11 protein-coding genes and 1 tRNA gene are annotated in these 15,036 nt (G+C 62.2%); 4 read left to right on the plus strand and 8 right to left on the minus strand.

Features of this window, described 5'->3' with window-relative positions; all coding sequences use genetic code 11:
* Positions 1 to 88: 88 nt before the first annotated feature.
* Both ACHAC9_RS17415 and ACHAC9_RS17420 read right to left on the minus strand, forming a co-directional pair.
* A complete protein-coding gene (locus tag ACHAC9_RS17415; protein ID WP_435761642.1) occupies positions 89 to 1,801 on the minus strand; it encodes a methyl-accepting chemotaxis protein in 1,713 nt (570 codons plus the stop codon).
* Between the two features lie 51 nt (positions 1,802 to 1,852).
* Complete coding sequence (locus tag ACHAC9_RS17420) at positions 1,853 to 2,341, minus strand: chemotaxis protein CheW (protein WP_435761644.1); 489 nt, start codon at positions 2,339 to 2,341, stop codon at positions 1,853 to 1,855.
* Between the two features lie 311 nt (positions 2,342 to 2,652).
* Here ACHAC9_RS17420 and ACHAC9_RS17425 point away from each other — a divergent pair, with 311 nt between their 5' ends.
* Positions 2,653 to 4,539, plus strand: coding sequence for a PAS domain S-box protein (locus ACHAC9_RS17425; RefSeq protein ID WP_435761646.1), 1,887 nt, complete (start codon positions 2,653 to 2,655; stop codon positions 4,537 to 4,539).
* A 1-nt stretch (position 4,540) separates the two neighbouring features.
* On the opposite strand, the gene ACHAC9_RS17430 is transcribed toward ACHAC9_RS17425, so the two are convergent.
* The 6 genes from ACHAC9_RS17430 to ACHAC9_RS17455 form a co-directional block, all read right to left on the minus strand.
* Positions 4,541 to 6,166: a M28 family peptidase gene (locus ACHAC9_RS17430; RefSeq protein ID WP_435761648.1), complete on the minus strand. Its 1,626-nt coding sequence runs from the start codon at positions 6,164 to 6,166 to the stop codon at positions 4,541 to 4,543.
* A 55-nt stretch (positions 6,167 to 6,221) separates the two neighbouring features.
* Complete coding sequence (locus tag ACHAC9_RS17435; protein ID WP_435761650.1) at positions 6,222 to 7,589, minus strand: HD-GYP domain-containing protein; 1,368 nt, start codon at positions 7,587 to 7,589, stop codon at positions 6,222 to 6,224.
* 110 nt (positions 7,590 to 7,699) lie between these two features.
* Positions 7,700 to 8,647: a DMT family transporter gene (locus tag ACHAC9_RS17440; RefSeq protein ID WP_435761652.1), complete on the minus strand. Its 948-nt coding sequence runs from the start codon at positions 8,645 to 8,647 to the stop codon at positions 7,700 to 7,702.
* Positions 8,648 to 8,747: 100 nt separating this feature from the next.
* Entirely contained in the window at positions 8,748 to 9,128 is a 381-nt protein-coding gene (locus ACHAC9_RS17445) for a KGG domain-containing protein (RefSeq protein ID WP_435761654.1), read from the minus strand.
* A 220-nt stretch (positions 9,129 to 9,348) separates the two neighbouring features.
* Complete coding sequence (locus tag ACHAC9_RS17450; RefSeq protein ID WP_435761656.1) at positions 9,349 to 9,939, minus strand: PEP-CTERM sorting domain-containing protein; 591 nt, start codon at positions 9,937 to 9,939, stop codon at positions 9,349 to 9,351.
* A gap of 24 nt (positions 9,940 to 9,963) precedes the next feature.
* Positions 9,964 to 11,466, minus strand: coding sequence for a PhoX family protein (locus ACHAC9_RS17455; RefSeq protein ID WP_435761658.1), 1,503 nt, complete (start codon positions 11,464 to 11,466; stop codon positions 9,964 to 9,966).
* A 260-nt stretch (positions 11,467 to 11,726) separates the two neighbouring features.
* Between ACHAC9_RS17455 and ACHAC9_RS17460 the strand changes: the two genes are divergently transcribed.
* From ACHAC9_RS17460 to ACHAC9_RS17470, 3 genes are all read left to right on the plus strand, one after another.
* Positions 11,727 to 11,817: transfer RNA gene (locus ACHAC9_RS17460), tRNA-Ser, on the plus strand.
* Between the two features lie 862 nt (positions 11,818 to 12,679).
* Positions 12,680 to 13,771, plus strand: a complete 1,092-nt coding sequence (locus ACHAC9_RS17465) for a type I restriction endonuclease (RefSeq protein ID WP_435761660.1) — start codon at positions 12,680 to 12,682, stop codon at positions 13,769 to 13,771.
* Positions 13,772 to 14,409: 638 nt separating this feature from the next.
* Positions 14,410 to 14,721 carry an antibiotic biosynthesis monooxygenase family protein gene (locus ACHAC9_RS17470; protein ID WP_435761662.1) on the plus strand — a complete coding sequence of 104 codons (312 nt, stop codon included), beginning with the start codon at positions 14,410 to 14,412 and terminating at the stop codon, positions 14,719 to 14,721.
* The last annotated feature ends 315 nt before the right edge of the window (positions 14,722 to 15,036 follow it).

Raw genomic sequence — 15,036 nt, forward strand, 5'->3', positions numbered from 1 at the left:
TCGTGTCCTTGTGATCTGTCGTTGTCGGCCCGATCCTAGCACGGGCATGGAGGCAGGCCCCGCAGCCTTGCGGGGCCTGCCCGGGCCGTCAGAACGCTTCCCACTCCGCTTCGTTGGTGGCAGCCTTGGCCTGTTTCGCGGCCGGCTTGCGCACGGCAGCTGCGGCAGGCGCCGCTGGCCGGGCCAGCGCAGTGCGCGGTGCAAGCGGTGCGGCAGCGCGTGCACGCGGCGCGCCGGCAGGGACGGCAAGCTCGCCACCCCCGACCTGGAACACGCCCACTGCGCGCGTCAGGTTCGCTGCCTGCTCCTGCATCGAGGCGGACGCCGCGGCCGCTTCCTCGACCAGCGCCGCGTTCTGCTGGGTCACCTGGTCCATCTGGTTGATGGCTTCGTTGATCTGCTCGATGCCGGCCGTCTGCTCGGCACTGGCGGCGGTGATCTCGCCCATGATGTCGGTCACGCGGCGCACGCTCTCGACGATTTCCTGCATCGTCGCGCCGGCTTCGCCGACCAGCTTGCTGCCGGCCTGCACGGCCTCGGCCGAATGGCCGATCAGGCCCTTGATCTCCTTTGCCGCCGCAGCCGAACGCTGGGCCAGGTTGCGCACTTCGGACGCCACGACCGCGAAGCCACGTCCCTGTTCGCCCGCCCGCGCCGCTTCCACGGCCGCGTTCAACGCCAGGATGTTGGTCTGGAAAGCGATGCCGTCGATCACGCCGATGATGTCGGAGATCTTGCCGGCCGAGCTGTTGATCTGGTCCATCGTGCCGACCACGTCGCCGATCACGCGCCCGCCGCGTTCGGCTACCTGCGAGGCAGCTTCGGCCAGGGTGTTGGCCTGGCGCGCATTGTCGGCGTTCTGTTTCACCGTCGAGGTCAGTTCTTCCATCGAGGACGCGGTTTCCTCGAGCGAGCCGGCTTGCTGCTCGGTACGGCTGGAGAGATCCAGGTTACCGGCCGCTACTTCGTTGGCCGCGGTGGCGATCGTCTCGGTGCCGGTGCGCACGGCAACGACGGTCTGCGCCAGGCTTTCGTTCATGGTTTTCAGGGCCTGCAGCAGCTGGCCGGTTTCGTCGTTCGAGGTGACGTCGATGCGACTGGTCAGGTCGCCGGCGGCCACGGTATTGGCCACTTCCAGCGCACGCGCCATCGGGCGGGTGATCGAGCGGGTGATCCACCATGCGATCAAGGCGGCCAGCGCCAGCGAGGCCACAGCCAGGATGATCATCATCAGTCGCGTCGATTCGAAGGTGGCTTTCGCGTCTGCCGCAGTTTTACCCGCGATCTCGGTCTGCAGCGCCAGTTGCTCGCTCACGGCCTGTTTCAGTTCGGGCAGGATCGGGCGCATCACGTCATTCATGTAGCGCGCGATCTCGGCCTGGTCGCCAGCGTTGATCAGCTTGATCATCTCGTCCTGCCCCTTGACGTAGCGCTCGTTGGCACTCGTCATCCGGTCCAGCAATGCCCGTCCTGCCTCCGACACCAGCATGGCGCGCAGCTTCTCCAGATTTTCCTGGGTCATGCGGCGCGAGGCGGTAATCTCTTCGATCTGCTTCTGGCGGTCGGCCGGATCGGCGCTGATGATCATGTTGCGCAGCGCGATGGCGACATCGTTCACTTCGGACAGCAAGGCGCTGGTGATGACGACGTTCGGAACGCGGCGCGAGGCAAGGTCGGCCGTGCCTTCGTTCACCTTGCCCAGCATGTTGATGCCGAACACCTGGATGGCGACGAGCAGGACGCACAGGGCGCCAAAACCGAGCGCGAGGCGCTGGGCGATTTTCAGGTTAGCGAGTTTCATGGAATGCTTTGAAAGATGAAAGATGAAAGATGAAGGATGGGTTGAAAAACGTCAGGCGGCCAGCGGCAGTGCTTCGGCGCCCACCAGCCCCATCTCGGGCGCGGTCATCAGGCGCTCGATATCGAGCAGGATCAGCATGCGTTCGCCCACAGTGCCCAGGCCATGCAGGCAGTCGGCGTCGATGCTGCCGCCCAGGCTAGGGGCCGGACGCACCTGTTCCCGGGTCAGGGTGACGACGTCCGAGACGCTGTCGACGACCATGCCGATCACCTGCTGGCCGATGTTCAGGATGATCACGACGGTGAAGCCATCGTCGTGCGCGCTGCCGAGCTTGAAACGCAGGCGCATGTCGACGATCGGCACGATCTGGCCGCGCAGGTTGATCACGCCCTTTAACCAGGCAGGTGCGCTGGCGATGCGGGTGACGGCTTCATGGCCGCGAATCTCCTGCACCGTCAGGATGCTGATCCCATACTCTTCCGACCCCAGGCGGAACGACAGTACTTCGATGTCGCCTGTATTGTTTGTTTGCTCGAGCACATTAACTCCAGGAAGCGGTCCGGGCTTGATGCGTCCCGCTGATGACGATGGATGGCCAATTGCCATATGGAAAGTATGTTACGGCGCGTAAAGACAAAACTCGATGGCCATTTGTCAACTCCGGCGAAAAAAATGTGAATTCGCGCACCATGTTGGCGCAAACGCGACATCCCTCGCGCTTGCGCCATGGCTGTGGCGAACCGCACCGGAACGAAGCACCCGCCTCGATCTGCTACAGTCATGCAGATACCCGTTAACATGCACAACGCATGCACCACGCATGCGGACACGTCGCACCAGGACCAGCAACCATGCCAGCAGCCCTCAATCCACCCGATGAACTCGAACGCCAGCAATTGCTCAAGGCGTTGAACCTGCTCGACACCGACGAAGAGGAAGTCTTCGACCGTGTCACCAGACTGGTGAGCCGGCTGCTGAAAGTGCCAATTGCGCTGTTTTCGCTGGTCGACGAAAACCGCCAGTGGTTCAAGTCGCACGTCGGCATCGACGCGCGTGAAGCGCCGCGCGAATATGCCTTCTGCGCCCACGCGCTGCTGCAGGACGCGCCGCTGGTCGTCACCGACGCCACCAGCGACGCGCGCTTTGCAGACAATCCGCTCGTCACGGGCGATCCGCACATCCGTTTTTATGCCGGCGTGCCGATCCGCACCAGCGGTGGGTTGACGATCGGCACCCTGTGCGCGATCGACGAGCAGGTGCGCATGCTCAGCGCCGACGAGCTGTGCATCATGCTGGACCTGGCCGACATCGTGCAGCAGGAAGTGCAGCTGCGCGAACGGCTGGCCGTCGCCGGACGCCACGTGCTGCGCTCGGAAGCGGTACTCAGCGCCAGCGAGGCGCGGTTTCGCTCGATTTTCGACTTGGCCAGCATCGGTATCGCGCTCGTATCGCCAAGCGGCGGCTGGATCAGCGCCAATGGCGCAGTCAGCAAGATGCTCGGCTATACGCCGGAAGAACTGCAGCGACTGACCTTCCAGGACGTGACCCATCCGGACGACCTGGGCAGAGACCTGGACCTGCTGGGCAAGCTGCGCGACGGGGAGCTGGACCAGTACCAGATGGAAAAGCGCTATATCGGCAAAGATGGCGGGGTGGTCTGGGTCAATTTGAGCGTCAGCAAGAAGCTCAACGAGGCCGGCGAGCTCGAATACTACATTTCGGTAATCAAGGACATTCGCCCCCAAAAAGAAGCGGAAACCGCCCTCAGCGCCCTATATGCCGACCTCGAGGCACGTGTCGCCGCGCGCACGCACGAACTGCGCGAACGCGAGCAGGAACTGCGCAGCGTGATCGAGAACGCGAACGATGCCTACATCGGCCTGGACCAGGCCGGGGTCGTCACGGTATGGAACCGCGCGGCCGAGCAGACCTTCGGCTATAGCGCCGGTGAAGCGATCGGGGAATCGCTCGACGACCTGATCATCCCCGAGGCGATGGCAAGCGCACACCGCAACGGCATGCAGCGCTACCTGACAACCGGGATCTCGACGGTGCTCGGCAGGCGCCTGGAACTGCCGGCGGTGCGCAAGGATGGGTCATCGCTGATCGTCGAAGTGCGGTTGAGCACCCGCGAGCTGCATGGCCAGCAGACGTTTTCCGCCTTCCTGCACGATATCTCGGCGCGCAAGGAAGCCGAGGCCAGGCGCGAATACGAGAGCCGACATGACATGTTGACGAACCTCCTGAACCGGCGCGCCCTGCTCGACACCCTGCCGATCGCGCAGTCACGCACGGCGCGCACAGGAAAAAGCATGGCCCTGCTGTTCATCGACCTGGACGGCTTCAAGGCGGTGAATGACGATCTCGGCCACGACGCCGGTGATACCGTCCTGCGCGCCGTGGCTGCGCGCCTGCTGGACGTGGTGCGCAAGACCGACAGCGTGTTTCGCCTGGCCGGCGACGAGTTCACGGTGGTGCTGGAGGCGATGAGCGACACCTTCATGGATGCGCACCAGGTGGCGCACAAGATCCTCGAGGAGCTGGGCCGTCCGGTTGCCATCGGCGACGCTCTTGCCAGCGTGGGAGCGAGCATCGGCGTGGCGATCTTCACCCCGGACGGGCAGGCCAGCGCGGAAGAGCTGATCAAGGAAGCGGACCGCCAGATGTATGCCGCCAAGCGGGCCGGCAAGGGACAGGTGTTTCCCCTGCCGGATCACGCGGCCGACCCTTGTATCTAACTTAGCGCTTCACGCGCCCGAACGCATCCCCCTGACGCCAGGCCGGCATGGCCGGGGCGTTTGCCACCGCATAGCCCAGGTTCAGCGTGAACTGGGTCTGCTGCAGCATGCCCGACAGATCCCAGTTCGCGTGGTATTCATCCGTCACCTGGTGGTAGTCGCCCTTGAAGCCGACCATCTTGGCGCTTGCATGCGAATGCGCATGCTCGAACTCGAAATGGCCGTCGCCCGAGAACACGGCCGAGCCGACATTAAAGGCCGGCACGCCCGCCTTGGCGAAATTGAAGTGGTCGGCGCGGAAGTAAGCGCCCGACAAATCGGGAATCGTCGGGGCCAGCTTCAGACCCATCTTCTTTGCCACCGCCGCCGCGGTGCCATACAGGCTGCTGCGCTCGGCGCCCGGCACGCCGATGTCTTTTGTGCGGCCGACGAAGTTCAGGCTGTCCAGGTTCAGGTTCGCGGCTGTTTTTGCCAGCGGGACGACCGGATTGGCGACATAGGCCGCGCTGCCGAGCAGACCCTGCTCTTCGGCCGCCGGCCACAGGAACACCTGGGTACGGCGCGCCGGCCTTTTCACCGCTTCGGCTGCCATCGCCAGCAGCGCAGCGCTGCCGGTGGCGTTATCGACCGCGCCGTTGAAGATGCGGTCACGCCCTTGCGGCAGGTTCTCGTCGATGCCGAGGTGGTCCCAGTGCGACGAGTACACGACCGCCTGGTCCTTCAGTGCCGGGTCGGTTCCCGGCACGATGCCGACCACGTTGAACTCCTCGACCTGGCGGATGCTTGACTTGAGTTCGACGCGGGCGGCCGCCTTCAGGTCGACCGGGGCGAAGTCGCGCCGCTCGGCTTGGGCGCGCAGTGTGTCGAGGTCAAAACCGCCGGCCGCGAACAGTTCGCGCGCCGTGTCTTCGTGCAGCCAGCCTTCGATCCGGTTGCCGGGACCGGCCAGGTGGAAGCGCTCGTGCGAAAAGCCGTTCGCCGGCACGCTCCACGGATACGAGGAGGACGGCGTGGTGTGGATCAGCAGCGCGCCGGCCGCGCCGCGGCGCACCGCTTCCTCGAATTTATACAGCCAGCGGCCGTACCAGGTATAGGCCTTGCCGCTGAAGCGGTTCGGCTCTTCAAGGGTCGGCTGCGGGTCGTTGACCATCATGACGAGGATCTTGCCCTTGACGTCGACGCCCTTGTAGTCGTCCCATTTTTCTTCAAGCGCCGAGACGCCGTAGCCGACAAACAGCAGCGGTGCCTCGAAAGACAGTGCGGTTTGCCCGCTGCCGGTGCCGAAGACGATGCCCTGGCCGATTCTCGGGTTGATGCGTTTGCCCGCCACATTGAAGACTACTTCGCTGCCCGGCAGCAGGCGCGAGCCTTCAATGGCGACCTTCTGGCGATAGAGGCCCCCCTGGACAGGCTTCAACCCAATGGCGGCGGCCTGGGTTTCGAGGTAGCGCACCGCGAGCGCGCCGCCACGCTGGCCGGTGCCGCGGCCTTCGAGCAGGTCGTCGGCAAGAAAGGAGAGATGCGCACGCAGCGCCGCCTCCGACACGGCGGGCGCCTGCTGGGCCAGGGCTGAACAGGACAGGGAAAAGGCAGCGCAGGCTGCGGGTATCAGGGGGCGAAAGCGCATCGGAATTGGTCGTCGTCGGTTGATGGGGAGTGCCCCATGTTACCTCAGTGCGGCGCTAATCCGGGACCCGCTCCAGGCCACGCTTGAGCGCTTCCAGGCAGCGCGCGTCGATCGCGCTGCCGACCGTCTTTTCCATCATCTCGAGTGCCTGCGGCACTGGAATCGCGCCGCGGTACGGGCGTTCGGCCGTGATCGCATCGAAAATGTCGGCGGTGGTGATGATGCGGGTCTCGATGTCGATCTGGTCGCCCTTCAGGCCGCGCGGATAGCCCCCGCCGTCGAGCCGCTCGTGATGGGCGCCGGCGATACGCGCCAGTTCGGCGAAGGCGCCGATGCGCGACAGGATCGATTCGGTGAACTCGGCATGCTGGCGCACCGCCGCCCATTCCTCGCGGTCGAGCGCGCCGGGCTTGTCGAGCACGCTGTTGCTGACGCCGAGTTTACCGACGTCATGCAGCATCGCGCCGCGCCGCAACCAGCGCCGCCGCTCGGGCGTGAGGCCCATCTCTTCGGCGATGATGTCGGTGTACAGCGCAACGCGGCTGCTGTGGCCACTCGTGTACGGACTTTTCGAGTCGACTACCTGGCCGAAAGCGGTGGCGATGTCGTCGAGGTAGTCGTCGTCGATCTCGATGGTGTGTTCAGCCGGCTCCATCGAGAAGACGATCTGGTCCATCTCGGAAGACTTGAGCGTACTCCAGAAGGAGTCGCTTGCCGACACCCGTTCGAAGGCGGCCACCAGGCGCGGATCGAACCAGGTACCGGCGCGGCTGCGGACTTCGGCCAGCGCGGCGGCGCGTCCTTCGGCCGTATGAAAGACGTCCACCACCTGCGCCAGCAGCGCGATGCGTGCGTAGACCGGAATCGCTTCCCCCTTCAGGCCGGCCGGGCTGCCCTTGCCGTTGAAGTGTTCGTCCAGGCTGTAGATGCCGGTGGCGACGCGCTCGGGAAAGCGCAGCAGGCGCGCGATCTCGGCGCCGCGCTGGCAACGGGTGGCGATGAATTCCTTGCCGGTCTTGCGGCCGTCGCGCAGGACCGTGAGGACGGTGCGAAAGCGCTCGGCCATGCCGGCCTTCATGCCGGCGTGCTTGAACACGAAGGACAGCGCCTGCGGCAGGCTGTCGCCGACCGTCTTGTAGTCGTGCTTGAACAGGCGGTCGTCGGTCATGTACAGCTCGCAGATGCGCGCGGCATTGCTGCTGCAGCCGACGTCTTTCAGCAGCAGCATGTAATACAGTTCCCACAGCTGCTCGCTGCTCATGCCGGCGTCGCGCCCGATCTTCATGCCGATCCAGCAGACACGTACGCAATGGCCGGCCGGCTGGCCCTCGGTCAGGTCGAGGGCATAGCTGAGCGACCCGATCAGCTCGGAAAGCTTGAGCGCGCCGGCCGGCGCCTGCGGCGTAACGGGGAATCTGTCCATATTCTAACGTTGCCGTAACGAAAGAAATTATTGTACGCCGGAATAATCGGCGTTACGGAACCATCCGGCGATTGAAACACTTCGCCAGTTAAAATTGTACCCTTCTGTCGTCAGACTGCCACGGCCGGCGTAGCGGGTGTGGCATGCAGGTGCACCGACCAGGTCACCCCGCACACCAGCAGCACGATGGCAATGAGCTCAAGCGTGCGCGGCCCCTGCCCGCGCCAGACGAAACCGTAGAGCATCGCCGACACCGTCTCGAACAGGATCAGCTGGCCGGTCAGGGTGACCGGCAGGCGCCGGCTGGCGATGTTCCACAGCTGGTTGCCGATCACCGAAGCGCCCAGCGCCAGCAAGCCGTTATACAACCAGAAGAGCAGCCAGTCGCGCCCGGGCGCGGCTTCGGCGACGCCCGTGTGCGCGAGCAGCATCGCCAGCGCGCCGATCGGCAGTGCCACCAGGCCACTGGCCAGGCCGTAGAGCGAGGACCACTGGCCGCCGCTGAACTGGGGATTGCGCTTCAGGTAACGCGCATTGTCGAGCGCGTACCAGGTCCAGCAGGCGAGCGCGCCGGCCGCGCAAGCAAGTCCGAGCACGGTCGACGACAGCGGCGCCCCGCCAGACTGCGCATGACGGAAGGCGTCGACATTGATGCAGGCGATGGCGATCGCGACCACCAGGAGGGGCGCCGCAAGGCGCCTGAGCGGCACCGCGCCCTGGTCGCGCCGGCCCAGCAAGGTGACCGCAACCGGAATCAGGCCGATGATGAGCGAGGTCGGCGCCACCCCGGCCAGCTTCACGCCGAGGGCGAGCAGCATGTAATACACCAGGTTGCCGGAGAGGGCTTGGCGCAGCAGGGCCAGGTAGTCGCGCGGCGCCAGGCGACGCAGCAGATGGCGCAAGCCTGGCAGCATCAGGCCGAGCGAGATCGCGCCATAGGCCGTGTAGCGTCCCACGGCCAGCTCGACCGGGGAAAAATTCGGCAACAGTTCCGGCACGATGAACACCATGCCCCACAAGGCGCCCGCCAGCACGCCGCACAACACTCCAGTCAACACAATCGCTTCCCATGCCCATGCGGTGCCCCGTGGCGTGCCGCGAAACCACGATTGTGCCAGAGTCGCCCCGTCGAAAGACGAAGCGCCGCAAGACGAATACTTACTTGCCGTCGTTCTTGCGGCTCTGTGCGCCCGCTTTCGCGTGCTGTTCTAGCGTGCCGCCGCGGGTGCTCTGCTTGCCGCCATCACCCTCGGTGCCGCCCTGGCTGCCGCCGCCACCGGACTGCTTGCTGCCGTCGTTCTTGTGGCTCATCGAGCCAGCACGGCGTGCTTCTTCCGACGTGAATTCGTGGGCATTGCCCGATGCGTGCGCGGCACGGCCGCCTTCGCTGGCGATCTCGCGCTGGCGTTGTGGATCCATCGACGCGAAGCCGCGATTGCTGGCATTACCGCTCTGCTTGCTGCCCTGGCCTCCCTGATTGCCGCCCTCGTTAGCGCCCTTGCTTCCACCCTTGTTTCCGCCCTGATTATTTGATGCCATAGGTGCCTCCTGTTATCAAGTGAAGTGCTCGCCTGTGTCGGCTGAGACAGGACCATCCTAGTCATCGCGGACCCGGCTGACCACTAAGCAATGCCCGTGGTCTGGTAGGACGATGGCGCATCGGGGTGTCGGTCGGGACTTCCAATTTCGCAGGAAACTTTACAGGTGTCACCAGCTCCAGCTGGTGACACCGTATGCCGATTGAACCAGATTAATCGGCTTACCCCTTCTTGCGGCGGCGCGCCATCAGGCCGGCCATGCACAGGGCCGGCAGCAATAGCGCCAGGCTCGACGGCTCGGGAACGTCGGCGCTGATGACGAAGGTGTCGCCGACGGCCAGGCCGCGGGTGTCGAGGAACCAGTCGGTCTTGTCGGCCAGCGCCAGCGGGTTACCGAAGTGGAACTCGGCCGGCTCCGGCAAGGCGAAGGTGATCGCGGCGTAGTCGAGGCCGCTGTTGACCCCGCCCAGCGTACCGAAGATCGGGGTGGCGCTGCCTGCCGACAGGAAGGAAATGCCGGTCAGGTTGACGTGAAAATGGTTCAGCGGGACGCCGCTCAGGTTACGCACAATAGCGTTCAGGCTGAGTGGCCCGAGCAGGTCTTCGGCCTGGATTTCAAAGCGCAGCTTGGTCGCATTGAAATTCTGCAGGTCGAGGTCGAACGAGACGGCGCCCGGTGCGCTGTAGTCGGTCACCGTATTGGCGGACGAACCGCTGGTGTTCAACAGGAGCGCGGCGTTGGCCGGGCCGGCACTGGTGAACGACAGGGCGAGCGCGGCGACGAGCGCGGCGGTAAATTTGGCGAGATGCATTCGATTCCCCTTGGTGGTTGTTGCTTACAGTGGGCCGTTGGCCCATGGGCCGGCGATCGCGAAGGTGATGCCGGGCGTCTGGATGTTCACGAAGAGGTAGCGTCCGGTCGGATCGAAACAGGCGCCGGCGAATTCGTTGGCGCGGTGGTCACCCGCCAGACCCGCCGCTTTGCCCGCACCCTGCAGCTGGGTTGCGCTCAGATTGACGTTGTTCTTGGCGAAGATATAGGCATCGCCCTGCCCCGTGATCCCCATCAGGCGCTGGCCGAAGCCGAACGGGTCGGTGGCGGCGGTCGAGGCGTCTTCGCAGATCAGGATCGCGTTGCGCGGGCTGACCGTCAGGTTGTCGCCCATGTTGCCGACCAGCTGGCTCGGGCTCGAATAGATGCAGGTCAGCACCTGGCTTGCCAGGTCGAGTTCCCAGATCGCACCGCGCGAGACCGCCCCGCCCGACGTATCCATCACATACATCTTGCCCTGCGCATACCAGATGCCTTCGCCGCGGTTCATGCGCAGCGCGCCCAGCTGCCAGCCCTGCACAAACGGACCTGCCGCGTTCGTGATGGCGACACCAGTCTGGCCGACGGCGTTGCCGCGGTTCGCGTCGGGATCGGCGACCGGCACCCATTCCAGCTCATAGCGCGCGTTTAAAGGCGCCGTGCCCAGGTTCACGTTCGGCATGCCCTTGACCTTCGCCATCTGCAGCACGCCGCCCATCGCCAGCGAACCAAGGGCACCGTTCTTGACGTCCGGCACATAGCGGTAAAAGCCCGATTTGCCCGAGCTGTCCTCGGTCTGGTAGACGTTGCCGTTGGCCGGATCGACCGCCGCCGCTTCATGGCCGAAGCGGCCCATGCCGATGATCGGCAGGCCCGTGGTGCGCGCCGGGTCGGCACTCACTTCGAACACATAGCCATGCTTGCGGCCGGAGGAACTGACCGCATCCGAGCTCACTTCCTCGCAGGTCAGCCAGGTACCCCAGGGCGTGATGCCGCCGGCGCAGTTGGTTTGCGTGCCGCCCAGGCTCGGCGTCATGCTGAGCCAGTTACCATCGCGGAAGATCAGGTTGGTCGTGCCGCCGCCGAACTTGTTGGCGGAGGTGGTGCTGGTTGTGCCATTGTCGTAGACGCCTGGCGCATTGATGAAGTTGCCCGCCGAGGTGCCGCCGATTTCGTGGTTCCGCACGAGCACCAGCTCGGTGCTGCGCCCGACCTTGCGCGAGACGACGACACCCATGCCGTCATGCCCGCCCGGACACGGCAGGCCGTTGGCCATCGTATCGCCGCGCCAGCCGAAGCTTTTATAGGTGAAGCCAGGCGGCAGCTGCAGCAGCGGCAGGCCGGTCGTCATGTCGGCCACCGGGCGGATCGCGCCGTAGGGGCTGTCGATCAGCGCGGTCGCGCCATTCGCAGCGCGCGCCTGCTGCGACTGCAGCGCCATGAACGCGCCCACGAACGGCAAAGCGGAAGCGCCGGCGACGCCCTTGAGCAGATTGCGCCGCGACGGCGAGAGTTCTTTGTTAGTCATGCTGGGCATCCTTCGAGTAGGTAGTTCGTGCCGGTCGATCCGGCGGGTGTCGGGTCTGAGGTGCGGTATCGCCCTGCTGCGCAGCGGGGATGCATTCATTACAACAGCCAAAAACTACCGTTCGATGACAACAAAATGACAAGATCAACTATTTGCCAGTTGGTGTTTGTAGAGGTGGTGAGGCGGGGAGTGCGGGGAATGTGCTTGAACTGCCGAGATTTGTTGCTATAATAGGCGGCTTCGCGAAAGCGATGCATGCAGGAGAGATGGATGAGTGGTTTAAGTCGCACGCCTGGAAAGCGTGTGTAGGTTCATAGCCTACCGGGGGTTCGAATCCCCCTCTCTCCGCCAGGAATACAATAAAAAAGCCACCCTCGGGTGGCTTTTTTTATTGTTTCATGGCGGAGAGAAGCAGAGCCCTGCGGGCTCTGCGCGGGGGATTCGAAAGCCGTCGCCCTGCAGGGCGCGGCGGGCTCGCGGGACGTGGGCGAATCGTCCATCTGCCGTCGCCCAAGGGCGACGGCCCCGCGCGCCGAGGGCGCGCGCGCTCCCTCTGATCTATTTCCACCCAAACCGCAACCCCAAACATCACAACCAACACCGCCGCCCCCATCCCAGAAGGCCCGCGGCACCAAGATCCGACACCGCCACCCTCCCCCCAACGAATCAAACCACACCGCCGCGCACCCTCCCCAAACGCAATCCAGCCCGAAACAAAGCTCATCATCCCCAACAAACCACAGACCAGCCAGCGCACCACTCCATCGAACCGCAAGGCCCGCGCAATCACGCACACCCCATCAAGTCCGAACACCCCAAGCACCGTGAACGCGACCCACGCAGGCGCACGCAATCGCTCGGGATGCAATAAACGAGCAGTGCGGTCCCACATGCTGCCAGCACAAGCATGCTACCGAGCTTGACAGTGGGCGGCGTCGTTCTCATCGGTGGGAGGCAGGCTAATTAATCAGCGTCCAGACTAATATCGGCCACATCAGAACACGCGTCCGAACTGAGCCGTGTCCATAAAACCCGTGGCAATTCACTGACGTGTCACCTCGTACTTCGTAAGCTGCTGCACAAGCCGGAGTTAAGGCTCTACAAAAGTTGCTTTTTGGATGCATTTCGTGCAAAACTGTGGTCAATAGTGAAAGAATCTTCCGTCCATCACGAAACGGTCAGAGCCGACAAATGAGATTTGAGGGTAGAACAAATGGATTTAGTTGATCAGCTTCGAGCGCTTTCGTCGCGCATCGCTTTGACGAAAGATATGGTCAGTACCGAAGAAGCTACCAAAAACGCGATGGTCATGCCGTTTATCCAAGCACTTGGATACAACGTTTTTGACCCGACAGAGGTCACGCCGGAGCTTGTCGCGGATGTGGGAACAAAAAAGGGCGAGAAGGTCGACTATGCCATCCTCAAGGGTGGGCAGCCCATCATTTTGTTCGAGTGCAAGAAGAGCGGTGGTGACCTCAGCATCAACCACGCGGGCCAACTTTTTCGGTACTTCCATGTTACTGAGGCGAGATTTGGCGTCTTGACCAATGGGCTGGTCTACCGCTTCTTTACCGATTTAGAGCAGCCTAACAAGATGGACGAGAAGCCATTCTTCGAGTTCAACATCCTTGACTTCAAAGATCGAGATGTAGACGAACTCAAGAAATTTGCGAAAGCGCTATTTAACGTTGATACGATCCTGACTACCGCCAGTGATCTTAAGTTCACCCGAATCATTCAGTCGCGGTTAGCTGAATGGATGACTAACCCGTCCGAGGAACTAGTTCGACTCCTCTCGGGTGACCTGCTTGGTGGGAAGCGTTTCACGCCGGTGGTTAAAGACCAGTTTACTTTGATTACTAAACGCGCATTCGAATCTCTGATAAGTGAACGCATCAATGAACGTTTGAAGGGAGCGATGACCCCAGAGCTATCGTTAACCCAAGAACCACCTTCAGCTCCTTCCCCGGCAGTAGTAAAGGGAAAGGACGGGGACCAGATCGTTACTACTGCGGAAGAGATCGAGGGATTCCACATTGTCCGGGCTATCCTCCGAGACTGTGTGCCCCTGAAGCGTATCCATATGCGCGATGCACAAACCTACTGCGCCATTCTTCTGGACGATAACAATCGTAAGCCGATTTGTCGCTTGCGTTTCAACAATACTGAAAAGTTGGCGGTTGGCTTGTTTAACGAAAATAAGGATGAGGAGCGGTTTCCCCTATCGCAAGTTGAAGACCTCTACAATCATTCCGACGCGATTCGCTCGGCTCTGATGCTTCATCTTCCTAAAACCGAAGTCTGACGGTTTTTCAGCCACGCTCATAAAGACGGTTAATAGCCAATGGACCCCGTATCAATGATTTTAGCGCTTGCGTTGAAGAATCCGCAGGCAACTGCAGAAGCGGTCAAGCAGTATAACGAACCGGGACAAGTTGACATACAACAGTTGCGTTCAAGTCTCGCGGACTTGCCATGCAGACCTTAAACTGCTACCACAAAAGCGCCCGTTTTCGAGGAGTTTCTGTTTTAGGGGCACCGTGGCGTCAACAGGCTGTATACGGAGCAAGTGGCTCAGTGGTAATGAGGATTAGCTTCACGGGTTTTTCCGGCACTTAGTATCAAATGGTCGTGGCGGCTATGGCCAAAGATCAAGCGTATAGAACCTTCGTTATTCAGGAAAACTCGTTAGTTACGTATAATAGACATTGCTCGCTGGAGAATTGGACAGAGTCTTGAGAACGCGCACGGCCTGTCATAGTGGGCGACCGAAACAGTCGCTCGTTTTTTGAACTCCACATAATATTGATTGACCTAATGCACTGGAGCACTCTACAACGCCGTCCGCTTTGGGGCCGTTAGCTGACGCTACAATAGGCCCGCAATCGGCCACAAGCGGTCCTTCGCAAACGCCCGAGATCGGCCACAACCCGACAAGATTCTATGTACGCGATTTACTTTAGATGGAAAGTAGCCTCTGGTCGTGAGCCAGACTTTGAGCACGCCTGGCTGGAACTAACCAAACTTATACGCGATGAGCGAGGCGGTCTAGGGTCGCGTTTGCATCGGTGCGCCGACGGCCACTATTTTGCGTATGCCCAATGGCCGTCCGAACTCTTCTGGGCCACACAGCCCGAGCCTACTGCACGCATGGTCGAGCTGCGAAATCAGATGCGTGAATTCTCTGAACTTGTAGATGGCCCACTTCGGGGTGATGTCGTTGCCGACCTCCTGATATCGTTAACTCCCGACTAAGGGAACAGGCTGGCGAGAGCATTCACAGGCCCGAGTGACCGGTTTGGGTCGGTCGTTAGCGGACGCTTAAATAGGTCCGCAACAGGCCAAGACGGGACCCTAACGTCAGATGTCACACCGGCGTTTTTCGCCCCCTGCAAATTTTGCTGATGAAACCTCAGGACTTCTCCATTACCATGTCTACTTCTACCCTCATTTCGCTGTTTGGTTACAAGGCTTGGGCCAATTCAGAATTATTTTCCCTCTTGGTCACGCTTCCGTCGGAGCGTATTGAAGAACTCAACACCTGTGTCCGTACTCTGAACCATATCTACG

Source organism: Massilia sp. CMS3.1 (assembly GCF_051262535.1).
Classification (GTDB): domain Bacteria; phylum Pseudomonadota; class Gammaproteobacteria; order Burkholderiales; family Burkholderiaceae_D; genus Telluria.